Origin of the sequence: Streptomyces xanthii (assembly GCF_014621695.1) — a bacterium.
GTDB classification, from domain to species: Bacteria; Actinomycetota; Actinomycetes; order Streptomycetales; family Streptomycetaceae; genus Streptomyces; species Streptomyces xanthii.
This window is the reverse complement of the sequence record NZ_CP061281.1, coordinates 2,674,684-2,699,102: the sequence shown is the minus strand read 5'-3', so window position 1 is coordinate 2,699,102 and position 24,419 is coordinate 2,674,684. Positions and strand designations below refer to the sequence as shown.

General features: G+C 72.8%; 27 protein-coding genes. 16 read left to right on the top strand and 11 right to left on the bottom strand.

The genetic code is table 11. The annotated features are described in order from the left end of the window. The first annotated feature begins 72 nt into the window (after positions 1-72). The 4 genes from IAG42_RS12140 to IAG42_RS12125 are packed head-to-tail and all read left to right on the top strand — an operon-like array spanning position 73 to position 3,525. Entirely contained in the window at positions 73-975 is a 903-nt protein-coding gene (locus IAG42_RS12140; RefSeq protein WP_188337037.1) for an ABC transporter ATP-binding protein, read from the top strand. After that, a complete protein-coding gene (locus tag IAG42_RS12135; protein WP_188337036.1) occupies positions 972-1,715 on the top strand; it encodes an ABC transporter permease in 744 nt (247 codons plus the stop codon). Before IAG42_RS12140 ends, IAG42_RS12135 begins: the two co-directional genes overlap by 4 nt. Positions 1,716-1,720: 5 nt before the next feature. Beyond that, complete coding sequence (locus IAG42_RS12130) at positions 1,721-2,902, top strand: sensor histidine kinase (protein WP_188341324.1); 1,182 nt, start codon at positions 1,721-1,723, stop codon at positions 2,900-2,902. Continuing rightward, positions 2,899-3,525: a response regulator transcription factor gene (locus tag IAG42_RS12125; RefSeq protein ID WP_188337035.1), complete on the top strand. Its 627-nt coding sequence runs from the start codon at positions 2,899-2,901 to the stop codon at positions 3,523-3,525. The genes IAG42_RS12130 and IAG42_RS12125 overlap by 4 nt, the downstream gene beginning before the upstream one ends. Before the next feature lie 7 nt (positions 3,526-3,532). Here the strand turns inward: IAG42_RS12125 and IAG42_RS12120 are convergent, their stop codons facing one another. The 3 genes from IAG42_RS12120 to IAG42_RS12110 form a co-directional block, all read right to left on the bottom strand. Further along, positions 3,533-3,730: a hypothetical protein gene (locus IAG42_RS12120; RefSeq protein WP_188337034.1), complete on the bottom strand. Its 198-nt coding sequence runs from the start codon at positions 3,728-3,730 to the stop codon at positions 3,533-3,535. A gap of 79 nt (positions 3,731-3,809) precedes the next feature. Beyond that, positions 3,810-4,631 carry a transglutaminase family protein gene (locus IAG42_RS12115; RefSeq protein WP_188337033.1) on the bottom strand — a complete coding sequence of 274 codons (822 nt, stop codon included), beginning with the start codon at positions 4,629-4,631 and terminating at the stop codon, positions 3,810-3,812. Then, the gene (locus IAG42_RS12110; protein WP_188337032.1) at positions 4,628-5,653 is read right to left on the bottom strand and encodes a GNAT family N-acetyltransferase; all 1,026 of its coding nucleotides are present in this window, start codon (positions 5,651-5,653) and stop codon (positions 4,628-4,630) included. The genes IAG42_RS12115 and IAG42_RS12110 overlap by 4 nt, the downstream gene beginning before the upstream one ends. A gap of 140 nt (positions 5,654-5,793) precedes the next feature. Between IAG42_RS12110 and fdxA the strand changes: the two genes are divergently transcribed. Together fdxA and IAG42_RS12100 are read left to right on the top strand one after the other, a co-directional pair. After that, on the top strand, positions 5,794-6,114 hold the full coding sequence (fdxA, locus tag IAG42_RS12105; protein ID WP_161301852.1) for a ferredoxin: 321 nt from the start codon (positions 5,794-5,796) through the stop codon (positions 6,112-6,114). Between the two features lie 134 nt (positions 6,115-6,248). Then, entirely contained in the window at positions 6,249-7,367 is a 1,119-nt protein-coding gene (locus IAG42_RS12100; protein WP_188337031.1) for a bifunctional succinyldiaminopimelate transaminase/glutamate-prephenate aminotransferase, read from the top strand. 96 nt (positions 7,368-7,463) lie between these two features. Here IAG42_RS12100 and IAG42_RS12095 read toward each other — a convergent pair whose 3' ends face one another. Beyond that, positions 7,464-7,907: an ATP-binding protein gene (locus tag IAG42_RS12095; protein ID WP_188337030.1), complete on the bottom strand. Its 444-nt coding sequence runs from the start codon at positions 7,905-7,907 to the stop codon at positions 7,464-7,466. A 364-nt stretch (positions 7,908-8,271) separates the two neighbouring features. After that, positions 8,272-9,213 (bottom strand): heavy metal transporter, encoded by a 942-nt coding sequence (locus IAG42_RS12090; RefSeq protein WP_188337029.1) that lies wholly within the window; start codon positions 9,211-9,213, stop codon positions 8,272-8,274. Between the two features lie 97 nt (positions 9,214-9,310). Here IAG42_RS12090 and dapE point away from each other — a divergent pair, with 97 nt between their 5' ends. Further along, positions 9,311-10,393 (top strand): succinyl-diaminopimelate desuccinylase, encoded by a 1,083-nt coding sequence (gene dapE / locus IAG42_RS12085; protein ID WP_188337028.1) that lies wholly within the window; start codon positions 9,311-9,313, stop codon positions 10,391-10,393. Between the two features lie 103 nt (positions 10,394-10,496). Further along, positions 10,497-11,246, top strand: coding sequence for an LOG family protein (locus tag IAG42_RS12080; RefSeq protein WP_188337027.1), 750 nt, complete (start codon positions 10,497-10,499; stop codon positions 11,244-11,246). 16 nt (positions 11,247-11,262) lie between these two features. Here the strand turns inward: IAG42_RS12080 and folP are convergent, their stop codons facing one another. Beyond that, positions 11,263-12,123 carry a dihydropteroate synthase gene (gene folP / locus IAG42_RS12075; protein ID WP_188337026.1) on the bottom strand — a complete coding sequence of 287 codons (861 nt, stop codon included), beginning with the start codon at positions 12,121-12,123 and terminating at the stop codon, positions 11,263-11,265. 146 nt (positions 12,124-12,269) lie between these two features. On the opposite strand from folP, the gene IAG42_RS12070 reads away from it, so the two are divergent. Then, complete coding sequence (locus IAG42_RS12070; protein WP_223205953.1) at positions 12,270-12,698, top strand: DivIVA domain-containing protein; 429 nt, start codon at positions 12,270-12,272, stop codon at positions 12,696-12,698. Beyond that, positions 12,695-13,297: a DNA-3-methyladenine glycosylase I gene (locus tag IAG42_RS12065; protein WP_188337025.1), complete on the top strand. Its 603-nt coding sequence runs from the start codon at positions 12,695-12,697 to the stop codon at positions 13,295-13,297. Before IAG42_RS12070 ends, IAG42_RS12065 begins: the two co-directional genes overlap by 4 nt. Before the next feature lie 7 nt (positions 13,298-13,304). Here IAG42_RS12065 and chcB read toward each other — a convergent pair whose 3' ends face one another. Next, entirely contained in the window at positions 13,305-14,108 is an 804-nt protein-coding gene (gene chcB / locus IAG42_RS12060) for a 2-cyclohexenylcarbonyl CoA isomerase (protein WP_188337024.1), read from the bottom strand. A 330-nt stretch (positions 14,109-14,438) separates the two neighbouring features. Between chcB and IAG42_RS12055 the strand changes: the two genes are divergently transcribed. Next, entirely contained in the window at positions 14,439-14,606 is a 168-nt protein-coding gene (locus IAG42_RS12055; protein WP_003966491.1) for a DUF3117 domain-containing protein, read from the top strand. 318 nt (positions 14,607-14,924) lie between these two features. On the opposite strand, the gene IAG42_RS12050 is transcribed toward IAG42_RS12055, so the two are convergent. Further along, the gene (locus tag IAG42_RS12050; protein WP_188337023.1) at positions 14,925-15,698 is read right to left on the bottom strand and encodes an O-methyltransferase; all 774 of its coding nucleotides are present in this window, start codon (positions 15,696-15,698) and stop codon (positions 14,925-14,927) included. An 81-nt stretch (positions 15,699-15,779) separates the two neighbouring features. Between IAG42_RS12050 and sigE the strand changes: the two genes are divergently transcribed. From sigE to IAG42_RS12025, 5 genes are all read left to right on the top strand, one after another. Further along, complete coding sequence (sigE, locus tag IAG42_RS12045) at positions 15,780-16,556, top strand: RNA polymerase sigma factor SigE (protein WP_188337022.1); 777 nt, start codon at positions 15,780-15,782, stop codon at positions 16,554-16,556. Further along, the gene (locus tag IAG42_RS12040) at positions 16,553-17,542 is read left to right on the top strand and encodes an anti-sigma factor family protein (protein WP_188337021.1); all 990 of its coding nucleotides are present in this window, start codon (positions 16,553-16,555) and stop codon (positions 17,540-17,542) included. The genes sigE and IAG42_RS12040 overlap by 4 nt, the downstream gene beginning before the upstream one ends. Before the next feature lie 92 nt (positions 17,543-17,634). After that, positions 17,635-19,866: a S1C family serine protease gene (locus IAG42_RS12035; protein ID WP_188337020.1), complete on the top strand. Its 2,232-nt coding sequence runs from the start codon at positions 17,635-17,637 to the stop codon at positions 19,864-19,866. 154 nt (positions 19,867-20,020) lie between these two features. Beyond that, on the top strand, positions 20,021-20,479 hold the full coding sequence (locus IAG42_RS12030) for a sec-independent translocase (protein ID WP_188337019.1): 459 nt from the start codon (positions 20,021-20,023) through the stop codon (positions 20,477-20,479). A gap of 128 nt (positions 20,480-20,607) precedes the next feature. Beyond that, positions 20,608-21,264, top strand: a complete 657-nt coding sequence (locus IAG42_RS12025) for a hypothetical protein (RefSeq protein ID WP_188337018.1) — start codon at positions 20,608-20,610, stop codon at positions 21,262-21,264. A gap of 55 nt (positions 21,265-21,319) precedes the next feature. Here IAG42_RS12025 and IAG42_RS12020 read toward each other — a convergent pair whose 3' ends face one another. Genes IAG42_RS12020 through IAG42_RS12010 form a run of 3 tightly spaced genes read right to left on the bottom strand, consistent with a single transcriptional unit; the run spans position 21,320 to position 24,337 of the window. Then, entirely contained in the window at positions 21,320-22,453 is a 1,134-nt protein-coding gene (locus IAG42_RS12020; RefSeq protein WP_188337017.1) for an Mrp/NBP35 family ATP-binding protein, read from the bottom strand. A 44-nt stretch (positions 22,454-22,497) separates the two neighbouring features. Beyond that, positions 22,498-23,070: a DUF1003 domain-containing protein gene (locus IAG42_RS12015; RefSeq protein WP_188337016.1), complete on the bottom strand. Its 573-nt coding sequence runs from the start codon at positions 23,068-23,070 to the stop codon at positions 22,498-22,500. Continuing rightward, a complete protein-coding gene (locus IAG42_RS12010; RefSeq protein ID WP_188337015.1) occupies positions 23,051-24,337 on the bottom strand; it encodes a magnesium transporter MgtE N-terminal domain-containing protein in 1,287 nt (428 codons plus the stop codon). The genes IAG42_RS12015 and IAG42_RS12010 overlap by 20 nt, the downstream gene beginning before the upstream one ends. Positions 24,338-24,419: the final 82 nt, after the last annotated feature.

Here is a 24,419-nt window from a genome sequence, read left to right as displayed (position 1 = left end):
TGACATCCGTCATGCGGGAGTCGCGACGCGCGACACTGCCGGGCGCCGCCGCCCGCCCGCGACGATGGCCGTATGAATGCAGCAGCGGTCACGTTCACCGGGGTCACCAAGGCCTACGGCACCGTCAAGGCGGTCGACGGCCTCAGCCTCGAACTGCACCCGGGCGAGACGGTCGCCCTCCTCGGGCCCAACGGCGCCGGCAAGTCGACCACCCTCGACCTGCTGCTCGGCCTGCGCCCCGCCGACAGCGGCGACGTCCGCGTCTTCGGCACCAGCCCCCGCGAGGCCATCGTCCGCGGCCGCGTCGGCGCCATGCTGCAGAGCGGCGGCCTCATGGACGAGGTCACCGTCGCCGAACTCGTCCAGCTGGCCTGCTCCCTGCACCCGCGCCCGTACCCGGTGCGCGAGGTGCTCAGCCGCGCGGGCGTCACGCAGATCGCCGACCGCAAGGTCAACAAGCTGTCCGGCGGCCAGGAGCAGCGCGTCCGCTTCGCCCTCGCCACCGCCGGCGACAGCGACCTGATCGTCCTCGACGAGCCGACCACCGGCATGGACGTCTCCGCCCGCCAGGCCTTCTGGGCCACCATGCGCGAGCAGGCCGACCGCGGCCGCACCGTCCTGTTCGCCACGCACTACCTGGAGGAGGCGGACGCGATCGCCGACCGCGTCCTCGTCCTGCACCGCGGCCGGCTGCTCGCCGACGGCACCGCCGCCGAGATCAAGGCGAAGGCGGGCGCCCGCAAGGTCTCCTTCGACCTCGACGCCGTCGACCCCGACGCCCTCGCGGGGCTCCCGCACCTGACCGGCATCACGGTCTCCGGATCCACGGTCCGCATCCAGTCCACCGACGCCGACGCGACCGTGCACGCGCTGTACGGGCTCGGCCTCTACCCGCGCAACCTGGAAGTCGCGGGCCTCGGCCTGGAGCAGGCCTTCGTCGCCATCACCGAGGCCGAGGAGGCCAGAACCCGATGAACAGCCTGATCAAGCTGGAACTCGCCCGCGCCCTGCGGAACAAGAAGTTCCTGTTCTTCTCGGTGATCTACCCGTCCGTCCTGTTCCTGATCATCTCCGGGAGCGCGGGCGGCGCGGGCGAGCGGGTGGACGGCACCGGCCTCACCGTGGCCTCGTTCATGATGGTCTCGATGGCCTCCTTCGGCGCCCTCACCGCCGTCCTCATGGGCAACAGCGAACGCATCGCCAAGGAACGCGAGAGCGGCTGGGTCCGCCAACTGCGCCTGACCACCCTGCCGGGCCGCGGCTACGTCCTCGCCAAGACCGCGAGCGCCGCCGTCGTCTCCCTGCCGTCCATCGTGGTCGTCTTCGCCGTCGCCGCGCTCCTGAAGAACGTACGGTTCGAGGCCTGGCAGTGGCTCGCGCTCACCGGCGCGATCTGGGCCGGCAGCCTCTGCTTCGCCGCGCTCGGCGTCGCCATCGGCTACCTCGCGTCCGGTGACGCGGTCCGCCCCCTCACGATGATCGTCTACTTCGGCCTGTCCGTCCTCGGCGGCCTGTGGATGCCCGCCACCACGTTCCCGGACTGGCTCCAGGACATCGCCCGGTGGCTGCCCACGCACGCGTACGCTGCCCTCGGCCGGGCCATCGAACTGGGGGACGCCCCGCACGCCGGGGACGTCACCCTGCTCGTCGCGTACTTCCTGCTCTTCGCGGGCGGCGCCGCCTGGCTGTACCGGAAGGACACCCTGAAGGCGTGAGCGACATGGACGTGGACGCCGGGCTCGACGCCGGCACCGAGCGGCGGCTGCCCAAGATCGGTCAGCCGCCCGAGAACCGCCGCGAGTTCTTCGTGAAGCTCCTCTGGATCGGCATGTGGCTGATCTTCATGAGCGACCCCGTCTCCGACCTGCTCGACCACCGGCACGGCCCCGCCGGCACCGCCCTCGGCTGGACCGGCCTGATCCTGTTCACCCTCGCGTACGTGACCCTGGTCTTCCGGCACACCAACTGGCCGGTGATCGGCGCGATCGTGCCCGTCGCCCTGACCGCCCTGACGGCCGGCGCCGTCACCCTCTCCCTCACCCTGGGCGGCCCCTGGCTCGTCCTCTTCGTCTACGTGGCCGTCGCCTGCGGGGCCGTCCTCCCGATCCGCGTCTCCCGCATCGCGATCCTCGTGACGACCGGCCTCATGGTCGCCATCGCCGCATACCTCGACGAAGGGCCCGAACTCGGCCTGGTCGTGCCCGCGCTGCTCGGCGGCTTCTCCATGACCGGCGTGCGCCAGCTCGTACGGACCACCCGCGAACTGCGCCGCGCCCGCGCCCAGGTCGCCCAGCTCGCCGCCAACGAGGAGCGGCTGCGGCTCGCCCGCGACCTGCACGACCTGCTCGGCCACTCCCTGTCGCTCATCACGCTCAAGAGCGAACTGGCCGGCCGCATGCTGCCCGACCACCCCGACAAGGCCGCCGACCAGGTCGCCGACATCGAGAAGGTCAGCCGGCAGGCCCTCGTCGACGTCCGCGAGGCCGTCACCGGCTACCGGCGGCCCCGGCTCGCCGCCGAACTCGCGAGCGCCCAGGCGGCGCTGTCCGCCGCCGGCATCGCCGCCGAGGTCCCCTCCACCGGTCCCGACCTCCCCGGGTCCCAGGAGGCCGCGCTCGCCTGGACCCTGCGCGAGGCCGTCACCAACGTCGTACGGCACAGCGGCGCCCGGCGCTGCCTCGTCCACCTCGTCCGGCGCGAGACCCTCGCCGGGCCGGTCGTCGAGCTGACCGTCGAGGACGACGGCGCCGGCCCCTCCGGCGCCCCGCCCGGCAACGGCCTCACCGGCCTCGCCGAACGCGTCGCGGCCGTCGGCGGCACCCTCGACACCGGCCCGGCGGCCGGGCGCGGCTTCCTGCTGGTGGCCCGGGTCCCCGCGGCCTCCGTAGGATCCGCCGCATGATCACGCCGAACGACACGACGATCAGGGTGCTGCTCGCCGAGGACCAGTCGATGGTGCGCGAGGCCCTCGCGGCGCTGCTCGGCCTGGAGCCGGACATCGAGGTCGTCGTCCAGGTCGCCCGCGGCGACGAGGTCCTCGCGGCGGCCCGCGCGCACGCCGTCGACGTGGCGCTGCTCGACATCGAGATGCCCGGCTGCACCGGCATCGAGGCCGCCGCCCGACTCCACGCCGCCCTCCCGGACGTGAAGCTGGTCGTCCTGACGACCTTCGGCCGCCCGGGCTACCTGCGCAGCGCGATGGAGGCGGGCGCCGACGCGTTCCTCGTCAAGGACGCCCCCGCCGCCCAGCTCGCCGAAGCCGTCCGTACGGTCCTGCGCGGCGAACGCGTCATCGACCCGGCCCTGGCCGCCGCCGCCCTCGCCGAGGGCGCCAACCCCCTCACCGACCGCGAACGCGAGATCCTCCGCGAGGCCGCCGACGGCCGCACCAACGCGGAACTGGCCCACGCCCTGCACCTCTCCCAGGGCACGATCCGCAACTACCTCTCCACAGCCATCCAAAAACTGGCGGTCCGCAACAGAGCGGAAGCAGTGAGAGCCGCCAGAGAAAAGGGCTGGCTGTGAGCCGCGCCTAAGGGCGCCGGTACGCCTCTCGGTCCGTACCGGCGACGGGAGTCCGGGTGAACGTCACGAAGCAGGGGTGCTCAGGGTCTCCCGCCTCCAGCATCGCGAACAGGTCGACGTCATGCCGGGCGAAGCGATGCAGGTACTGCAGGAAGAGCTCCCACTCGTCGCCGGACAGTGCTTCGTCATGCCGCTCGTCTCGCACGCCGGCACCCTACGGCCGGCAGGCGGCCGGGTGGGCGGGAGATGCGCTCCGTCAGGCTCGCCCAGCCGCCCCGCACCGCTCAGTTCATCATCGCCCGGGCCGCGCGGGCCTGGCCGCGGACCAGTTCTGCCGCCGCGTCGTCCACCGCGCCGAGCACCTCCGCGTAGGCCTCCAGCTCGACCGCCCCGGAGACGAACTCGCCGCGGCGGACCAGGAGTTGGGCGCGCTCGTAGCGCAGGCGAGCCGGGTGTGAGGGGAGCAGCAGGGACAGTTCCACCGCCCACAGGGACACGTCGGAGTGCTCGGGGCGCGCCGCCGCCCAGGCCCGCACGTTGTTGAGGATCCGCAGGACGATCTCCACCGGATCCGCGGGCCGCAGCATCGACCCCTCCAGCGGAGCCCCCGTGGCCCCGACGACGAGCAGCTCCGCGTCCGCCCCGCTCAGCACCCGCCCCGCCCCGAAGGGATCCGCCAGCACCTGCTCCTCCGGCGCCCCGAACCCGACCACGAAATGCCCCGGCAGCGCCACCCCGTACACCGGCGCCCCGGCCCGTCGTGCCACCTCCAGCCACACCACGGACAGCAGGATCGGCAGCCCGCGCCGCCGCCGCATCACCTCGTGCAGCAGCGAGGATTCCAGCCGCTGATAGTCGCCGGGCACCCCGTGGAAGCCGAGCCGCGCCCCCAGCAGCTCGCCCAGCGCGAGCGCCCAGGACCGCGGCCCGCCCGGCCGGAACGGCAACTGCCCGGCCAGCTCGTCCAGTTCGATCTGCACGGCGTCCATCCCGGCCTCGTCGAGCCCGGGATCCGCCTCCGCCGCGACCAACAGGCACAGCAGCGCCAGATCGGGCCGTTCGGCCCGCGCCTCCTCGGCGAACCTGCGGCGCAGCTCGCTGCTCATCGCCCGTCCGCCTCCGCCTCCGGCGCCCGGTAGTGGTGGTAGGCGTGCTGCGTGGCGAATCCAAGACCGTCGTACAGCGCCCGCGCCCCCGCGTTGTCCGCCTCGACCTGCAGCCACGCCGCCGACGCACCCTCGTCGAGCGCCTGCCGGGCCAGCGCCGCCATCACCAGCGTCCCGAGACCCTCACGGCGCCGCTCCGGAGCCACCTCGACCGCCGCGAACCCGGCCCACCGCCCGTCGACCACGCACCGCCCGATCGCTGCCGGCGCCCCGCCCTCGCCGGGCACCGTCGCGAACCACACGGACGGCCCGGAGTGCAGCACCTTCAGCACGGCGGGCGAGGCCTTCCCGAACCGCTGGTACCGGTTCAGCCACGCCTCGTCGCAGGTCCGCGCGATCCGCACCCGCTCCCCGAGATCGACCGCGTCCACCGCGTCCCCGATCGGCGCCAGCGAGGCGATCCGCAGCTCCGCGCTGACCTCGCGCACCCAGCCCCGCGCCTCCAGCTCCGCGCAGAGCAGCTCCTGCGCACCGGGCGCCCCCGTGGCCGTCTGGGCGTAAGCGGGAAGATCACGGGCCGCGTACCACGCGCGTACGAAGGCGAGGGCCTCGTCGAGGGGGAGACCGGGATCGCCCAGCGGAAGGACCGAGTTCGCCCTCCGCGTGAAGCCCTCGGCTGCCCGCAGCTCCCAGTCGCCGAGCCGCTCGCTCTCCAGCGGCTGCCAGGCGCGCGCGGCGGCCCGGGCGAGCTCCGGATACGTGGCGGCGGGACCGCGCCGGCGGGCCGGTTCGGCGGGCACGACCTTGCCCGCGACCAGCGTCGACTCCTCGATGCGCACGCTCTCACCACCTCGTCGTGTGATGTGCAGCACACCATCGTCCCACGATGTGAGAACGCCGACGGTGTCGGTGAACTTCCGACCCGCGGGGCCGTCCTCCGTCACCCGTCGTACAGACACGCGTTTTCCCACGTCAGACGGGTTCAAGCGAACCTCGAGCCGTCCGCCCGCAGTGAATTCCACAGCTCGGTCCACCCCTCCTGTTCGGATCATGCCCAAGAACGGAGATACTAGGGGCGGGCATCGACGACGCCGCGCTCCCGCGCGCCAGGCGGCGGAGCCTGTGGAGGCCCGCCAGCGCCCTATCGAGGAGGAACGACAGCGTGACCTACGTCATCGCGCAGCCTTGTGTCGACGTCAAGGACAAGGCGTGCATCGAGGAGTGCCCGGTCGACTGCATCTACGAGGGCTCCCGGTCCTTGTACATCCACCCGGACGAATGCGTCGACTGTGGTGCCTGTGAGCCGGTCTGCCCGGTCGAGGCGATCTTCTACGAGGACGACACTCCTGAGGAGTGGAAGGACTACTACAAGGCGAACGTCGAGTTCTTCGACGAGCTCGGTTCGCCCGGTGGTGCCTCGAAGATGGGCCTGATCGAGAAGGACCACCCGTTCATCGCCGCGCTGCCGCCGCAGAACGGCTGACGCCGCCGGTCAGCGGTACGCATGCGCACGACCCCGGTCCCGTACGGCTTCGTCAGCCGTACGGGACCGGGCTGTTTTCCGAACCCAGTACTCACCGGTACTGAGTCCGTTCCGAGAGAGAAGTGAGCCGCCCGGTGTCCGCAGTCTCCGACCGCCTCCCCACCTTCCCCTGGGACAAGCTGGAGCCGTACAAGAAGACGGCCGCGGCCCACCCCGACGGCATCGTCGACCTCTCCGTGGGCACCCCCGTGGACCCGGTGCCGGAGCTGATCCAGAAGGCTCTGGCCGGCGCGTCCGACTCGCCCGGCTACCCGACCGTGTGGGGCACGCCCGAGCTGCGCGACGCGCTGGTCTCCTGGTGCGAGCGCCGCCTCGGCGCTCGCGACTTCACGCACCGCAACGTCCTGCCGGTCGTCGGCTCCAAGGAGCTCGTGGCCTGGCTGCCGACGCAGCTGGGCCTCGGCCCCGGCGACAAGGTCGCCTACCCGCGCCTCGCGTACCCGACGTACGAGGTCGGCGCCCGCCTCGCCCGCGCCGAGTACGTCACCTACGACACGGAGACACTTGCGGCTGGCGCCGCGGGCACGGACCTCGACCCCGAGGGCATCAAGCTCCTGTGGCTCAACTCCCCGTCGAACCCGACCGGCCGCGTCCTGTCCAAGGACGAGCTCACCCGGATCGTGGCCTGGGCCCGCGAGCACGGCATCCTCGTCTTCTCCGACGAGTGCTACATCGAGCTGGGCTGGGAGGCCGACCCCGTCTCGGTCCTGCACCCGGACGTCAACGGCGGCTCCTACGAGGGCCTGGTCACCGTCCACTCGCTGTCCAAGCGGTCCAACCTCGCGGGGTACCGGGCGGCGTTCCTCGCCGGTGACGCGGCGGTCCTCGGCGAGCTGCTCGAGATCCGCAAGCACGGCGGCATGATGACCTCCGCGCCCACCCAGGCCGCCGTCGTGGCCGCCCTCGGCGACGACCAGCACGTCCAGGAGCAGCGCGCCCGCTACGCGGCCCGCCGCGAGCAGCTGCGCGCCGCCCTGGAGGCCCAGGGCTTCCGCATCGAGCACAGCGAGGCCAGCCTCTACCTGTGGGCGACCCGCGGCGAGTCCTGCTGGGACACCGTCGCGCACCTCGCCGAGCTCGGCATCCTCGTCGCGCCCGGCGACTTCTACGGCTCGGCCGGGGAGCAGTTCGTGCGGGTCGCCCTGACCGCCACCGACGAGCGCGTCGCGGCGGCCGTCTCCCGCCTGGCCTGACGCCGCCGTCCCTTCACGCGGAAACGGGGTGTGGGGAGCCGCCACAGGCGAGCTCCCCACACCCCGTCACCGGTCTGGCCCCGTGCGGGCCGGGCCTCAGCCGATCGGCAGGCCGCCGGTCGGGAGCTGGCCGGTCGGCAGGCCGCCCTTGGTCACGGCGTCGGTCGGCAGACCGCCCTTGGTCGCCGAGCCGGCCGTGTCACCGACGACGTCACCGGCGCTGCCCGCCAGGTCGCCGGCCGCCTTCTGCGCGGCCGGGGTGGCCGTCTTCGCGCTCTTGCCGACCGTCTTGCCCGCGGCGGGAACGGCCTTCTTCACGGCCTTGCCACCGGTGCTGCCCGCGACGCCCGTGGCGTTCTGCGCGGCACCGTCCACCGTCTCACCCAGGTGCGCGCCGTCCAGCGCGGTCACGCCGCCCAGGTCGGTCGTGGCCGGGAGGGGCGCGGCGCTCGCGGCACCGGCCGCACCGACCACGGGCGCCGCTCCCGCCGCCACGAGCAGGGCGGCACGGGCGATCCGACGGGTCAGGGGGAGGGACATGATGCTCCTTCTACGGGAGAGGACTCTGGCCGTCCGGCCCGCCCTGCGGCGTGCTCGGACGCCGTGACAACCGCCCCAGGGCCCAGGAAGGTTGCGGGTCGGCGACATAAAGGGTTGGTAATGCGTCGCATTATCGGCTGGGGATGAAATCGGGCATTAGCCGCTTGTCGTGTCCCGGCGGAAACCCTGTGCAGAACCCTTACGCCCCTTGCCCGCCCGGCCCTCCGGCGCGCACCCGCCACCCGATCGAGGTCCTTCGTCCGGCCGTTCGCCCCGAACCCCCGGCACCCCTCCACAGAGTGAGCCTTCGCACGACTGCCCGACGGTGGTCAGAGGTGCCCCGGCGGCCGGAGGAGCCCCGGCCTCACCGGCCGGTGATGATCCGGACCTCGCCCGCAGGCGTCGCCGAGCCGCCCCGCGCGGAGCCCCGGGCCTTCTCCTTCGCCGCCCGGCTCCACGCGCCGCCGTTCTCACCCGCGGCCCACTCGCGGCCCGCGTAGGAGACCCGCTCGATGCGCAGAGCCGAGGAGTTGGCCACCGCCCACTGCGCGAGCTCCCAGCCGCGCTGCCGGTCGCCGCCCTCCGGCGCGTCCAGCACCGTCGCCACCGGGACCCGTACCGACCGCTGCTCGCGGTCCGCGACCGGCGCCAGGTCCTTGCCGAAGTCCCGCACCAGCGCCGCTCTCACGCGCGCGGGGTCGCCGGAACTCACCGCCTCGGTGCCGCCCGGCCGGCCCTCACAGGTCAGCGAGGCCGCCGCCCGGCCGGTCAGCGCGGCGGCCAGGAGCGTCGCGTCCGGCTCGTGCTTGGCGTACGCCTGCGGATAGCCGCTGCGCTGCACCCGCTGCGCGGCCACCGTCAGCGGCAGCCGCGAGTACCCGGGGATCTTCGCCAGATGCGCGTAGAACCGGTCCGCCGCGTACCCCGGGTCCATGATCTGGGCGGCCGTGCCCCAGCCCTCCGAGGGCCGCTGCTGGAACAGGCCCAGCGAGTCCCGGTCCCCGTAGTCGATGTTCCGCAGCCCGGACTCCTGCAGGGACGTCGCCAGCGCGATCGTGACGGCCCGCTCGGGCATCCCGCGCGAGGTGCCGACGGCCGAGATCGTCGCCGCGTTCACCGCCTGCTCCGCCGTGAACTCGTAGCTCGCCCCGTCCCCGTTGGCCGACACCACGACGCACTTCGGCGTGGTCCGGCCGCCGGTCGCGTACTGCACCGCCACGTACGTCGCCACCGCGAGCAGCACGACGACGGCGGCGCCCAACCGCAGGAGGCGGGCGCGCCGGAAGGGAACACGGGGCTCAGGCACGCGTCCAAGGTACTGGAGCCCTCCGACAGCACAGCGGGAGCCCGCCCGACGGGCCTGCGGAGCCTGCCCGGCGGGCCTCCGGGATAGGCTCGGCGCCATGGACCGCACCGCGCTCGACCTCACCCAGGACGCCGCCCGCCTCACCGCCCAGCTGGTCGATTTCCCCTCGCCCAGCGGCAGCGAGAAAGAGCTCGCCGACGCCGTCGAGGCGGCCCTGCGCGCCCTGCCGCACCTCCAGGTCGACCGGTACGGGAACAACGTGGTGGCCCGCACGAACCTCGGCCGCGCCGAGCGCGTCATCCTCGCCGGCCACATCGACACCGTCCCGATCGCGGACAACGTGCCGTCCCGCCTCGACCCGGACGGCACCCTGTGGGGCTGCGGCACCAGCGACATGAAGTCCGGCGTCGCGGTCCAGCTCCGCATCGCCCAGACGGTCACCGAACCCAACCGCGACCTCACGTTCGTCTTCTACGACAACGAAGAAGTGGCCGCACACCTCAACGGACTCGGGCATGTGGCCGACGCCCACCCCGACTGGCTCGCGGGTGACTTCGCGATCCTCCTGGAGGGCACCGAGGGCCTCGTCGAGGGCGGCTGCCAGGGCACCCTGCGCGTCATCCTCAAGGTGAAGGGCGAGCGCGCCCACTCCGCGCGCGCGTGGATGGGCAAGAACGCGATCCACGCCGCCGCGCCCGTCCTGGAGAAGCTCGCCGCCTACGAGCCGCGCAAGCCGGTCGTGGACGGCCTGGAGTTCCACGAGGGCCTCAACGCGGTCCGCATCGAGGGCTACGTCGCCACGAACGTGATCCCCGACGCGTGCGCCGTCACGGTCAACTTCCGCTACGCGCCGGACCGCTCGATGGAGGAGGCCGAGCAGTTCGTCCGCGACTTCTTCGCCGACTGCCCGATCGAGGAGTTCGTCGTCGACGACCACACCGGCGGCGCCCGGCCCGGCCTCACGCACCCCGCCGCGGCCGCGTTCCTGGCCGCCGTCGGCGGCGAGCCGCGCCCCAAGTTCGGCTGGACCGACGTCTCCCGCTTCAGCGCCCTCGGCGTCCCCGCGGTCAACTACGGGCCGGGCAACCCGATCTACGCCCACAAGATCGACGAGCGCGTCGACACGGCCCTCATCCTGGAGGCCGAGAAGGTGCTCGCCTCCTGGCTGACCGCTTCCTGACCGGACCTCGCCCCGATACGGCGTGGCCCCGCTCCTGTAACCCGCGTAGACCTACCCTTGCTCTACGTAAGTGCGTGTCCACCACGCAGGAAGGGAGCAGGCGATGAGCAACCCGGAGGGCAAGCGGCGTCCCAAGGAGCAGCTGACAGGGCCTGTGGTCCGCAGGCGCGACCAGGTGCAGCCGGGGACGAGCGACCAGCGTCTGCTCGACACGGAGGGCCCCTCGGGCTGGGTGCACACCGACCCCTGGCGGGTCCTGCGCATCCAGTCCGAGTTCATCGAAGGGTTCGGCACCCTGGCCGAACTGCCGCCCGCGATCAGCGTCTTCGGTTCCGCGCGCACCCCCGAGGACTCGCCGGAGTACGCGTCGGGCGTGGCCATCGGCCGGGCCCTGGTCGAGGCCGGCTTCGCCGTCATCACCGGCGGCGGCCCCGGCGCCATGCAGGCGGCCAACCAGGGCGCCGTGGAGGCCAAGGGCATCTCCGTCGGCCTCGGCATCGAGCTGCCCTTCGAGCAGGGCCTCAACCAGTACGTCGATCTGGGCCTGAACTTCCGCTACTTCTTCGTCCGCAAGACGATGTTCGTGAAGTACGCGCAGGGCTTCGTGGTCCTGCCGGGCGGCCTCGGCACCCTGGACGAGCTCTTCGAGGCGCTCACCCTCGTGCAGACCACGAAGGTGACACGCTTCCCGATCGTCCTGTTCGGCACGCAGTACTGGAGCGGCCTGGTCGACTGGCTGAAGAACACGGTGATCGCCCAGGGCAAGGCCGGCGAGGCCGACCTGCTCCTGTTCCACGTCACGGACGACGTGGAGGAGGCCATCACCCTGGTCACCAAGGAGACCGGGAAGTAACCCGCCGCTCCTGGAGCTACGCCAGTCCCCGGCGGGCGACCGCCGGGGGCCGGTGCCCCGCGATGGACGCCACCATGTCGAGCACCTGCCGGGTCTCCGCGACCTCGTGCACCCGGTAGACCTGCGCCCCCAGCCACGCCGACACCGCGGTCGTCGCCAGCGTCCCGATCACCCGCTCCTTGACCGGCCGGTCCAGGGTCTCGCCCACGAAATCCTTGTTGGACAGCGACACGAGCACCGGCCAGCCCGTCTCCACCATCTCCGGGAGCCGTCGCGTCGCCTCCAGCGAGTGCCGCGTGTTCTTCCCGAAGTCGTGCCCCGGATCGATCAGCACCGACTCGCGCGGCACGCCCAGCGCGACGGCCCGCTCGGCGAGCCCCACCGTCACGTCCAGGATGTCCGCCATGACGTCCTCGTAGCCGACCCGGTGCGGCCGCGTACGCGGCTCCGCGCCGCCCGCGTGCGTGCACACGATCCCGACCCGGTGGCGCGCGGCGACCTCGGCCAGCTTCGGATCCACGCCGCCCCAGGCGTCGTTCAGCAGATCGGCACCGGCCTCGCACACGGCCTCGCCGACCTCGTGGCGCCAGGTGTCGACGCTGATGATCACGTCGGGGAAGCGCCGCCGGACCTCGGCCACGAAGCCGACGGTCCGCCGCGCCTCCTCGTCGGCGTCGACCTCCTCGCCGGGGCCCGCCTTCACCCCGCCGATGTCCACGATCTCGGCGCCCTCGGCGATCGCCTGCTCGACCCGGGCGAGCGCCGGCTCGTCCCGGAACGTGGCGCCCTGGTCGTAGAAGGAGTCCGGGGTCCGGTTCACGATCGCCATGATCACCGGCTCGTCGGCGGCGAACTCGCGCCTGCCCAGCCTGAGCATCCCTGTGACTCTCCTCTGGATCCCACTTGATCGGTCGCCTGCGACCTTAACTGTCGGTGCGGCATGGCACGATCGGACCCTGACGGTTTCGGGCCGGATCCACACCGGCCCGGCCGAGCCACCGGTCGAGCCAGGGGACCCCACGGATGCTCATGTTCTTGTTTCTGGTCGTCGCGCTGGTCGTGGTCGTCGGCGCGGTGACCCTCGCGGTCCTCGGCGGGGGCGACGGCGGCACGCTGCGCGACGCGCCGTCGCAGTTCTACGCGGACCCGCTGCCGCAGGACCGTCCGGTGGCCCGCGCGGACGTCGAGGCGCTCCGCCTCCCGACGGCGGTGCGGGGCTACCGCATGGCCGAGGTCGATGACGCGCTCAACAGACTGGGGGCCGAGCTCGCCGAGCGCGACGCCCGCATCACCGAGCTGGAGTCGGCCCTCGCCACCGCCCACACGCGGCCGGGCCCGCAGGACCACCGCCCCGGCCACGGCGGTTTCGCGCCGCCCGGAGGATTCGGCACCGAGCCGGGCTTCGGCACCGAGCCGGGCTTCGGCACCGAGCCGGGGGAGGACCAGCGATGAGCACGCCCGTCACCGGCGCCGTCGCGGGCCCCGACGGCAAGCCGCGCTGCCCCTGGGCCGTGGCCTCCGAGGACTACATGGCGTATCACGACGAGGAGTGGGGCCGGGAGGTGCGCGGCGACGACGCGTTCTTCGAGCGGCTCACCCTGGAGGCCTTCCAGTCCGGCCTGTCCTGGATCACGATCCTGCGCCGCCGCGAGGGCTTCCGCGCCGCGTTCGCCGGCTTCAAGATCGCGGAGGTCGCCCGGTTCACGGACAAGGACCGCGAGCGCCTGCTGGCCGACGCCGGCATCATCCGCAATCGCGCCAAGATCGACGCGACGCTGGCCAACGCGCGCGTGCTCGCGCAGTGGGAGGCCGGCGAGCTGGAGCGCCTGATCCGGTCGCACGCCCCCACCCGCCGCAAGGGGCCGGGACCCCGCTCCCTGAGCGAGGTCCCGGCGATCACCGACGAGTCGAAGGCCCTGGCCAAGGACCTGAAGAAGCGCGGCGTGCGCTTCGTCGGCCCCACCACGGCCTACGCGCTGATGCAGGCATGCGGCCTGGTCGACGACCATCTCGCCGACTGCTGGGTCCGCACGACCGCACCGCGCGCCTGAGCCGGGCTCAGCGACCGACGTACTTCGGCTTCTCCTTGGCGACGAACGCCTGGACGCCGATGACGTGGTCCTCGGAGGCTCCGGCCCGCGCCTGCAGCTCGTCCTCCTTCTCCAGCGTCTCGTCGAGCGAGTGCCCCGCGCCGAACGCGAGGGACTCCTTCAGCGCGGCGTACGCGACCGTCGGTCCCTCGGCGAGCTTGCGGGCCACCTTCAGGGCCGCCTCGGGCAGCTCGGCAGCCGGCACGACCCGGTTCGCGATCCCCAGCTCGTACGCTTCCTGCGCCTTGAGGCTGCGCGGGAAGAGCAGCAGGTCGGCGGCGCGGCCGGCCCCGATCAGCCGCGGCAGCGTCCACGAGATGCCCGAGTCGGCGGTCAGTGCGACCCCGGCGAACGCCGTCGTGAACGACGCCGTGTCCGCCACGATCCGGTAGTCCGCGCACAGCGCGAACCCGAAACCGGCACCCGCCGCCACGCCGTTCACCGCCGCCACGACGGGCTTGGGCATCTGCGTCAGCGCCCGCACGATCGGGTTGTAGTGCTCGCGCACCGTGCTCATGGTGCGGCCCTCGCCGCTCTCACGGTCCGCCGCCAGCGACGCGAGGTGCTCCTTGAGGTCCTGCCCGGTGCAGAACGCCCGGTCCCCGGACGCGGTCAGCAGCACCGCCCGCACGTCCGGGTCGGCCGCGGCCGCCTGCGCCGCGTCGCGGAGGGCGACCTTGGCCTCGGTGTTCATCGCGTTCATCGCCTCGGGGCGATTGATCGTGATCGTCGCGAGTCCGTCGCTCACCTCGTACAGCACGGTGTCCGCCATGGGGGACCCCTCCTCTGCGTCCTATGCGATCGCTTAGTCTCCGTGCTCAGCATGACGGAGATCACGACGCTTGGAGCACCCCCGGTGTGTGACCTGCGTCAAACAAATCTGTCGCCCGGAGGCCGTGGAAGGCGCGAAGTATCGCAGCCACATCGCCGAATTGGGTGGTTTTGCTCAAGCGCGTTGCGCAAGCGATGCGGACTGATGTTGGTCATCGGGTGTCGCCATGCGGGATAATGGCCTGGAAGCAATGTGTTCGATGCCGGTGACGTGTGCCCGTCCAGAGGGCCGTCGGCTGACGATGAGCTGGTTTCAGGAAGGGGAACGAGCATGGCGGCCATGAAGCCGCGAACGGGTGACGGCCCGCTCGAGGTGACCAAGGAGGGGCGGGGCATCGTCATGCGCGTTCCGCTCGAAGGCGGCGGTCGGCTCGTGGTGGAGCTGACGCCCGACGAGGCCGACGCCCTCGGCGACGCCCTGAAGAAGGTCGTCGGCTGACGCGGAAGCGACCATACCTTTTCGACTGCCCCGGCACACACTCGGTGCCGGGGCAGTCGTGTGTCCGCCTTCTCCCACAGGCCAGAGGGCCTGATCAGCGGCTCCGCCGCAGGGCGCGACCGTCCCCTCCTGGGGCGCACGGAGCTTGCCCTTCAGCCACGCGGGGCGGGAGCAGCATGCCCGTGGGGGCGCACGGAGTGTGCCCCTCAGGGGCGCGGGGAACTGCGCGACCAGCCACGACGAGAGCCGCACTCGCGACCCGGCAGGCCCCCTACGGCGACAGGGCGGAAACGAGCTCCGCCAAGCCAAGGCCCCGGCTCAGCGCTTGACGGCGCAGAGCAACCCGTCACCGACCGGCAGCAACGAGGACACCAGCTCGGAGGACTCCCGAACCGCGCGGAGCAACTCCCGCACACGCACCACCTCGACCGGCTGCGGCCCCGAGTCCACGGTCCGCCCGTCCGAGAAGACCCCCTCGAAGCAGACGAGCCCGCCCGGCCGCAGCAGGCGCAACGATTCAGCGAGGTACTCCAGACTCTCCATCCGGTCCCCGTCGCAGAAGACGAGGTCGTACCCGCTGTCCGCGAGCCGCGGCAGCACGTCGAGCGCCCGCCCCGGGATGAACCGGGCCCGGTTGCTGGCGAAGCCGGCCGCCCGGAACGCCTGCCGGGCGAACTGCTGCCGCTCCGGCTCCGGATCCACGGTCGTGAGCACGCCGTCCGGCCGCATCCCGTGCAACAGATGGATTCCGGACACGCCCGTGCCCGTACCGATCTCGGCGACGGCCTTGGCCTCCACCGTGGCGGCGAGCATCCGCAGCGCCGCGCCCGCGCCCGGGGACACCGACCGCAGTCCCGCCTCGCGGGCGCGGTCGCGGGCCCAGCGGGTCGCGTCGTCCTCGGCGACAAAGGCGTCGGCGAACGCCCAGCTCGTCTGCCGGTTGCCGGTAATGGCCCTCTCCTGTCCCCGTGGTTGCCTGCGCGTGACTTTATCCGTTGGTGGCGGGAACTCGCAGATGGGACCGGGCGTTTGGAAGGGCAGGGGGAAAGACTGGGGAGAAGCGGGGGACAGTGCGTGGTCACAGCGACACATCCGGAGGCCGGAGCGGCCCCCGCGGACCGAGTGGCAAATCTGAGTAAAAACGCTTATCCGGAGCTAACGGGCGAGGTGGCTATGGTAGGGGCTCCACTGGACACCACCAGAGCCGACAGGGGAGGTGCGGCTGCGCCTGTGGATCGGGGAGGAGTGCTTCGGCGCTTTCTCAGGTCAGCGGGTGAGCCGAAATCCGTGACCGACACCGCTGACCGAATCCGCACCGTTGACTCCGCGCAGCAGACCGCGACCTTTGCCGCTGATGCGGAATCCAAGGCGTGGACTCCGCCCACCTGGGAGGAGATCGTCAGCACGCACAGCGGCCGGGTCTACCGGCTCGCATACCGCCTGACCGGCAATCAGCACGACGCCGAGGATCTCACTCAGGAGGTCTTCGTCCGCGTCTTCCGCTCGCTGTCGACGTACACGCCGGGCACCTTCGAGGGCTGGCTCCACCGCATCACGACGAACCTGTTCCTGGACATGGTCCGCCGCAAGCAGCGCATCCGCTTCGACTCCCTCGGGGACGACGCCGCGGAGCGCCTGCCCAGCCGCGACCCGTCGCCGCAGCAGGTCTTCAACGACGCGCACTTCGACGCCGACGTGCAGCAGGCCCTCGACACGCTCGCGCCCGAGTTCCGCGCCGCCGTCGTCCTGTGCGACATCGAGGGGCTCTCCTACGAGGAGATCGCCGCGACCCTGGGCGTGAAGCTCGGCACCGTCCGCAGCCGGATCCACCGCGGCCGCTCGCAGCTGCGCAAGGCCCTCAAGCACCGTTCGCCGGAGGCCCGCGCGGAGCGCCGTTCGCTCGCCGGCACGGGTGTCCCCGTCCTCGGTGGAGGGGGCGCGCCCGCGTGAGTGGATCACGTCTCAATCCTGCCGAGCGCCGGCAGACCGCGGCCGACGAGCATCTCGGGGACCGGCTGGCCGCCCTGGTCGACGGCGAGCTCAACCACGACGCCCGCGAGCGCGTCCTCGCACATCTGGCCACCTGTCCGCGCTGCAAGACCGAGGCCGACGCCCAGCGCCGCCTCAAGAGCGTCTTCGCGCAGACCGCACCGCCGCCGCCCTCAGAAAGTTTCCTCGCCCGCCTCCAGGGGTTGCCCGGGGGTGCTGACGGGGACACCGGAGGCACCCCCTTCGGCGGCGGAGGATTCGGCTCGGGCCGACCCCTCGGCGGCGTCCGGGGCTTCGGCCAGGGAGTCTTCGACGTAGACGCCGAGGCGTTCGCGTACGCGCCGTCCGGCGCGCACGCCGCCGTGTTCCCCAGCGAGGAGCGCGGTTTCCGCATCCACGAGGTCGGGCGGCCCGACGCGGACCGGGCCTCGCGCGGGCGCCGGTTCGCCTTCGCCGCCGCCGGTGCGGTGTCGCTCGCCGCGCTCGCCCTCGGCGGGGTCTCGGCCGGCATCCCGGCGGACACCGCCGACACCCGTGGCGGGTCCGGCAGCAATGTCACCCCGCTGCGCAGCCAGACCGCGGGGGCCACGCCGTCCTCCGAGGCCCAGCGACGCCGTTCCACGTCACCGCTGTCCTCGGGCCAGGGCGGCGGAGCACTCGCCGCCCCGGTCTCGCCGATCGAGGCGGGCGCGCCGCTGCTCCCCGGCAGTGGCCACGGCAGCGCGGTCGTCCCGTACGCGACGACGCCGATGCTGTCCGGCACACCGCGCATGGCGCCCCTCATACGTCCCGCCGCACCCGTCCCCATGCTCTCCGTGGCCCTGCCCACGCACGCACCGGCCCACGAGCCGTCCGAGGTGCAGGAGGCGGCGGGGACACCGGCCGAACTGGCCGCGCTCCCCGCCTCCATGGGGCCGCGGCTGTCCCGCCCGTCCGCGACCCGCTGACAGCCCCCTGCGCCGGGGCCGCCGAACCTGGTTGAATCCACGGGAGCCCGCGGTGTGGTGCCGGGGGCCCGGTGTGGGGAGAACAGCGAGACATGGACGAGGGCAAGCCCACGAAGGCCAAGTGGTGGAGCCGCCCCCGACCGAGCACGGGGGACGCGGCGACGACGGACGACGGCGACTGGCACCTCCCGGCCCCGGCGAGCCCGTCCGGCGCGCCACCGGCTCCGAGCACGGACACATCGGTGCCGCCCGCCCCCGGCGACCCCGCCGCGGAGCCCGGTGCCGCAGTTCAGGGCGTACCGACCGACGAGTGGCCCCCGCCGGTTGCCGCCGCACCGGCGTCGCCCGACACCCCGGCCGAGTCCGCCCCCGGCTCGCCCGCCTCAGGCGACTCCGTCGCGGAGTCGCCCGCGCCCGCTGCCGCAGCTCAGGGCGTACCGACCGATGAGTGGCCCCCGCCGGTTGCCGCCGCACCCGCGGTACCTGACGACTCTGCCGAGCCCACCACGGGCTCGCCCGCTGCTCCTGCAACCCCCGGCGACCCCGTCGCGGAGGCGCCGGCTCCCGGCGCCGTCAGCCAGGGCGCGCCCGCCGACGAGTGGCCCCCGCCTGTCGCGCCCGCGCCCGCAGCCGCGTCCGCGGAGCCTTCCGTCGTCGAGTCGTCCGCCCCCGGTGAGCAGGCCCCCGTGGGCCCCGCCGGGGACGGCGCACCGGCCGAGGAATGGGCTCCGCCGGTTGCTGCTGCCACGGTCTCCGGCGCTGAGCCCGTCGTGCCCGGTGCCGGATCCGCGCCTCTCGCCGAGTCACCCGTCCCCGCCGCCGCGGACGGGCCCCGGCCACTGCACGACCCGGACCCGTACAGCACGCCGCCCTACGGTGAACCCGGGCCCTGGGCCCTCGCGCCGCCCGTGCAGCACCCGATGGCCACCCCCACCCACGGAACCCCGACCGGCGCCGCCCACCCGCAGGCGCCCCAGCCGCACGCGGCCCAGAACCAGCAGCCGCAGGCGCCCCAGCCGCACCCGGCCCCGAACCAGCAGCCCCACCAGGCCACCCCGCCCCAGCCGCATCACTCCCAGAATCAGCAGCCGCAGCCCCACCCCCAGGCGCCCCAGCCCGTCCCGGCCCCCGCACCCGGTTCCGTACCGCCCGCAGGGCCCTGGCAGCTGCATGAGCCGTGGGGTGGGCCCGTGGTGGCCGCCGCGGAGGAGGAGAGGCGCCGTAAGCGGAAGGGGCGGCGCATCGTGGTGATCGGGGCCGCGGTGATCGCGCTCGTGGCGGGCGGGATCGGCGGCGCCGTCGGCTCGTACCTGGAGCGCACCGGCGGGACCGACATCGAGCTGCCGCAGGCGGGCCCCGAGTCGGCGCACCGGGACCCCGGCAGCGTCGCGGGGATCGCCGCCACCGCGCTGCCCGGCGTCGTCACGATCCACACGAAGGGCGACACCGAGCAGGGCACCGGCACCGGGTTCGTCCTCGACCAGCAGGGCCACATCCTGACGAACAACCACGTGGTCGAACCGGCGGGCCCCGCCGGTGAGATATCGGTCACGTTCGCCGGAGGCGAGTCCGCCGACGCCGAGGTGGTCGGCCACGACAGCGGCTACGACCTGGCCGTCATCAAGGTGAAGGGCGTCAGCGGCCTCAAGCCCCTGCGCCTCGGCAACTCGGAGAACGTCCAGGTGGGCGACCCCGTCGTCGCCATCGGCGCCCCCTTCGACCTGGCCAACACGGTCACCTCCGGGATCATCAGCGCCAAGGAGCGCCCGATCACCGCCGGAGGCGACGGCTCCGACGTCAGCTACGTCGACGCCCTGCAGACCGACGCCCCGATAAACCCCGGGAACTCGGGCGGCCCGCTGGTCGACTCGCGGGCCCGCGTCATCGGCATCAACAGCGCCATCCGCGGCGCCGACGGCGGCTCCGAGCAGGAGGGTGCCCAGGCGGGCTCGATCGGCCTGGGCTTCGCGATCCCGATCAACCAGGCCAAGCGCGTGGCCGAGGAGCTGATCAACACCGGCAAGGCCACCCACCCCGTGATCGGCGTCACCCTCGACATGGACTACGACGGCGACGGCGCCCGCGTCGGCACGAAGGGCAACGACGGCGGCCCGGCGGTCACCGCGGGCGGCCCCGCCGCCGAGGCGGGCATCCGGTCCGGCGACGTGATCACCGAGGTGGACGGCACCCGCGTGCACTCCGGCGAGGAACTCATCGTCAAGGTCCGCGCGCACCGGCCGAAGGACAAGCTGGACCTGACGGTCGAACGGGACGGGAAGCCGCGCAAGGTGACACTCGTCCTCGGATCCGCCGACGGCGACTGACCGGCGACCGGGCGGCCCCGGTGATCCTGCTCGTCGCCCGGTGGCTACCGGACGGACAGGGTCGCCGGGTACCGTGGACCCGGTCCGTGCCGGACCCAGCCGAAGACCTGCTGCTGAAGACGACCGCGGGCCGAGGACACGCTAGGAGAGCAAGGTGTTCAACGACATTGGCCTACCGGAGGTCATGGCGCTGGTCGTGCTGGCCGTGTTGGTCTTCGGCCCCGACAAACTGCCGCAGGTCATTCAGGACGTCGCGCGCACGATACGCAAGATCCGGGAGTTCTCGGACAGTGCGAAGCAGGACATCCGTGAGGAACTGGGCCCCGAGTTCAAGGACTTCGAGTTCGAGGACCTGAACCCCAAGACGTTCATCCGCAAGCAGCTGGACAGCGACGACCTGGGTCTCAAGGAGATCCGCAACGGCTTCGACCTGAAGAAGGAGATGGCCGAGGTCTCGGACGCGGTCACCACCGTGGCCGAAGTGGACGACGCGGGCACCGCGTCCGGCGCCGCCGGCACCTCCGGCGGCCGCGTCGACATGCAGAAGCGGCCCGAGACCGAGCGCCGTCCGGGCGCCGGTGATCCGCCCCCGTTCGACTCCGACGCGACCTGAACCACCCCGCCTGCAACCGGGTCCCGGGGACCCGGTGTGGCATCCTGCCTTGTTGTTGCGCGGACCGGACGTGAGAACGCCCGTGGGGGGCGGGCCGCCGGTCCGTACGAGAACGAGGAGGCGGCCGCATGGAGACGACGAGTCGGGTGGGCGCGCAGGCGCCGGCCGGCGAGGGGACCGAGCAGGTTCCCGCGGCCCGGCGCACGGTCGACGGCTACCTGGAGGCGCCGTTCCCCTGGTACGGCCTCGACGAGGCGTTCACCGGACCGCGCTGGCTGATGCAGGTCGGCACCTCGGCGGACGGTTCCGTCGAGCACGGCTCGATCGGGCACGGTGACGAACCCTCCGTCCGCAGCGAGGGCACACAGGACACGGAGCGGTTCGCGGTCGTCGTGACCGTCGCCGCCAACCCCGTGCGGCGCAGCGCCGACGGCACGGGCGTCCTGGAGGCCACCTCGGTTTCGTCCGCGGCCTGGCTCGCCGGTGTCGGGCTGCTCTCCTACACCTGGCCCGGCCAGATGGACCACACCCTGCGCGACGACTGGCTGGACCAGCAGACCGAGACGGCCTGGGTGCTCGCCGACGACCTGGACTCCGAGGACTGGGCGACGCTCACGCTGCCCGTCGACGGGGTGCCGACCCCGTTCCACTACCGCGAGTCCGAGTTCGGCTGGGTGCTCGCCGGATCCACGCAGGCGGGCGTCCACCTCGGTGCGTACGGGCGCGGCATGAGCGCGTACGGGCTCGGCTTCTCCGCGGTGAAGGACATCGCCGAGCTCGGCTAGCGCCGCACGGGCTCCGGCCGCACCTCCCGTAGGAGGACGCGGCCGGAGGTGAAGCTCAGAACTTGTTGCGCGGGGTGATGCCCAGCGACAGGCCGGACAGGCCGCGCTGGCGGCCGCCGAGCTTGCCGGCGATGGCCCGCAGCGCGGAACCGGCCGGGGACTCCGGGTCGGACAGCACGACGGGCTTGCCCTCGTCGCCGCCCTCGCGCAGCCGCACGTCGATCGGGATGGAGCCGAGCACCGGCACGTTCGCGCCCGTCGTCCTCGTCAGGCCCTCGGCGACCAGCTGACCGCCGCCCGTGCCGAACACATCGACCATCTCGCCGCAGTGCGGGCAGGGCAGCCCCGACATGTTCTCGACGACGCCCACGATCTTCTGGTGGGTCTGGACCGCGATGGAACCGGCCCGCTCGGCGACCTCGGCGGCCGCCTGCTGAGGCGTCGTCACCACGAGGATCTCCGCGTTCGGCACCAGCTGCGCGACCGAGATCGCGATGTCACCGGTGCCCGGCGGCAGGTCGAGGAGCAGCACGTCCAGGTCGCCCCAGAACACGTCCGCGAGGAACTGCTGGAGCGCGCGGTGCAGCATCGGGCCGCGCCACACCACCGGCGCGTTGCCCGGGGTGAACATGCCGATCGAGATGACCTTCACGCCGTTCGCCGACGGCGGCATGATCATGTTCTCGACCTGGGTGGGCTTGCCGTCGGCGCCGAGCATGCGCGGGACGGAGTGGCCGTAGATGTCCGCGTCGACGACGCCGACCTTCAGGCCGTCGGCGGCCATCGCCGCCGCCAGGTTCACGGTCACGGAGGACTTGCCGACGCCGCCCTTGCCGGACGCGACCGCGTAGACGCGGGTCAGCGAGCCGGGCTTGGCGAAGGGCACCTCGCGCTCGGCGGTGCCGCCGCGCAGCGCGGTCGCCAGCTCCTTGCGCTGCTCGTCGCTCATGACATCGAGGGTGACGTCGACCCGGGTCACGCCGTCGACGCGCGCGACCGCGTCCCGCACGTTGTTCTCGATCGTGGAGCGCATCGGGCAGCCCGACACGGTCAGGTACACGGTGACCGCGACGACTCCGTCCGCGCCGATGTCCACCGATTTGACCATCCCCAGTTCGGTGATGGGGCGCTGGATCTCGGGGTCGTTCACTGTCGCGAGTGCCTCGCGCACCGCGTCTTCCGTAGCCATACGGTCGATAGTACGGCGCGGTAACCGGGGCACGGAAAGCCCCGTCAGCGGTCGTCTACGTCACGTCCGCGTTCGTGCTCGCCCGGGAACGCGGCACTGTGCCGCTGCTCCTCCAGCTCCTTGAGGAGGTCCTGCAGCTCGGAGCGGATCCAGTCGCGGGTGGCGACCTCGCCGAGCCCGATCCGCAGCGAGGCCATCTCGCGGCTCAGATACTCGGTGTCGGCGATCGAGCGCTCGTTCTGCTTGCGGTCCTGTTCGAGGTTGACCCGGTCGCGGTCGTCCTGCCGGTTCTGCGCGAGCAGGATCAGCGGGGCCGCGTAGGAGGCCTGAAGCGACAGCATCAGCGTCAGGAAGATGAACGGGTACTCGTCGAAGCGCAGCTGCCGGGGCGCCGCGATGTTCCACGCGACCCACGCGATGATCAGGACCGTCATCCAGACGATGAACCGTCCGGTGCCCAGGAAGCGCGCGATGCGCTCGGACAGCCGCCCGAAGGCCTCCGGGTCGTACTCCGGCAGCAGCTTGCGCCGGGGCGGGCGCGGCTGGTCCAGCCGGATGCGCGGGCGCCGGGTCTCCCCGGTCCGCTCCCGCTCCCGCTCACGCTCCTCCGTCGCCATGGTTCACCTCCCCGGCCAGGTGGAACTCCTGCTCGCGCCAGTCGTCGGGGAGCATGTGGTCCAGTACGTCGTCGACGGTGACCGCGCCGAGCAGCGAGCCGCCCTCGTCGACGACGGGCGCCGCCACCATGTCGTACGTGGCGAAGAACCCGGCGATCTCCGGCAGCTGCGCGTCCGGGGCGAGCGCCTGGAGGTCGTCGTCGAGGACCGCGCTGACCAGCGTGTACGGGGGGTCGCGCAGCAGGCGCTGGAAGTGGATCGTGCCGAGGTACTTGCCGGTCGGGGTCTCGTCCGGCGGCCGGCAGACGTAGACCTGCGCGGCGAGCGCGGGGGACAGGTCGGGGTTGCGGACGCGCGCGAGGGCGTCGGCGACCGTCGCGTCGGGGCGCAGCACGATCGGCTCGGTCGTCATCAGACCGCCCGCGGTCCGCTCCTCGTACGCCATCAGGCGCCGCACGTCGGCCGCGTCGCTCGGCTGCATCAGGGCGAGGAGGCGCTCCTTGTCCTCCTCGGGCAGCTCGCTGAGCAGGTCGGCGGCGTCGTCCGGGTCCATCTCCTCCAGGACGTCGGCGGCGCGCTCCTCCTTCAGCTTGCCGAGGATCTCGATCTGGTCGTCCTCGGGGAGCTCCTCGAGGACGTCGGCGAGCCGCTCGTTGGTGAGCGCGGCGGCGACCTCGGCGCGGCGCTTCGCGGACAGGTGGTGCAGCACGTTCGCCAGGTCGGCCGGGCGCAGCTGCTCGAACGTGGCGAGCAGGTTCTCGGCGCCCTGCCCGTGCTCCTCCAGGGAGAAGCCGTCGACGGCGGACCAGTCGACGGTCAGCGTCGCACCCTTGTTCCGCCGGAAGGCGCCGGCCTTGCCCTTGCGGACGAAGACCCGGTCGATCTCCCAGTCGCGGCGCGCGGGCAGCTGCTGGATCGCCACGTCCAGGACGGTGACGTCCTCGCCGGTCTCCACCAGGCGCACCACCCGGTCGAGCATCTCGCCGAGCACCAGCCGCTCGGTGGGCCGCTGCTCGAAACGCCGCACGTTGAGCACGCCCGTCGTGATGACCTGGCCCGACTCGATGCCGGTGACCCGGGTCATGGGCAGGAAGATGCGGCGGCGCGTGGACAGTTCGACGACGAGCCCCAGCAGCCGGGGCGGGCGGCGGCCCACCCGGAGCATCGCCACGAGGTCGCGCACCCGGCCGACCTGGTCGCCGTTCGGGTCGAAGACGGCGACTCCGGCCAGATGCGAGACGAAGATGCGGGGAGCCCCTGCGGCCATGTCACCCCGCCTCCCTTTCGTACCTGCCTGTGCGTACATACGAGCAATCTGGTGATCAGGCTAGCCCGAGCCGGTCGACGGC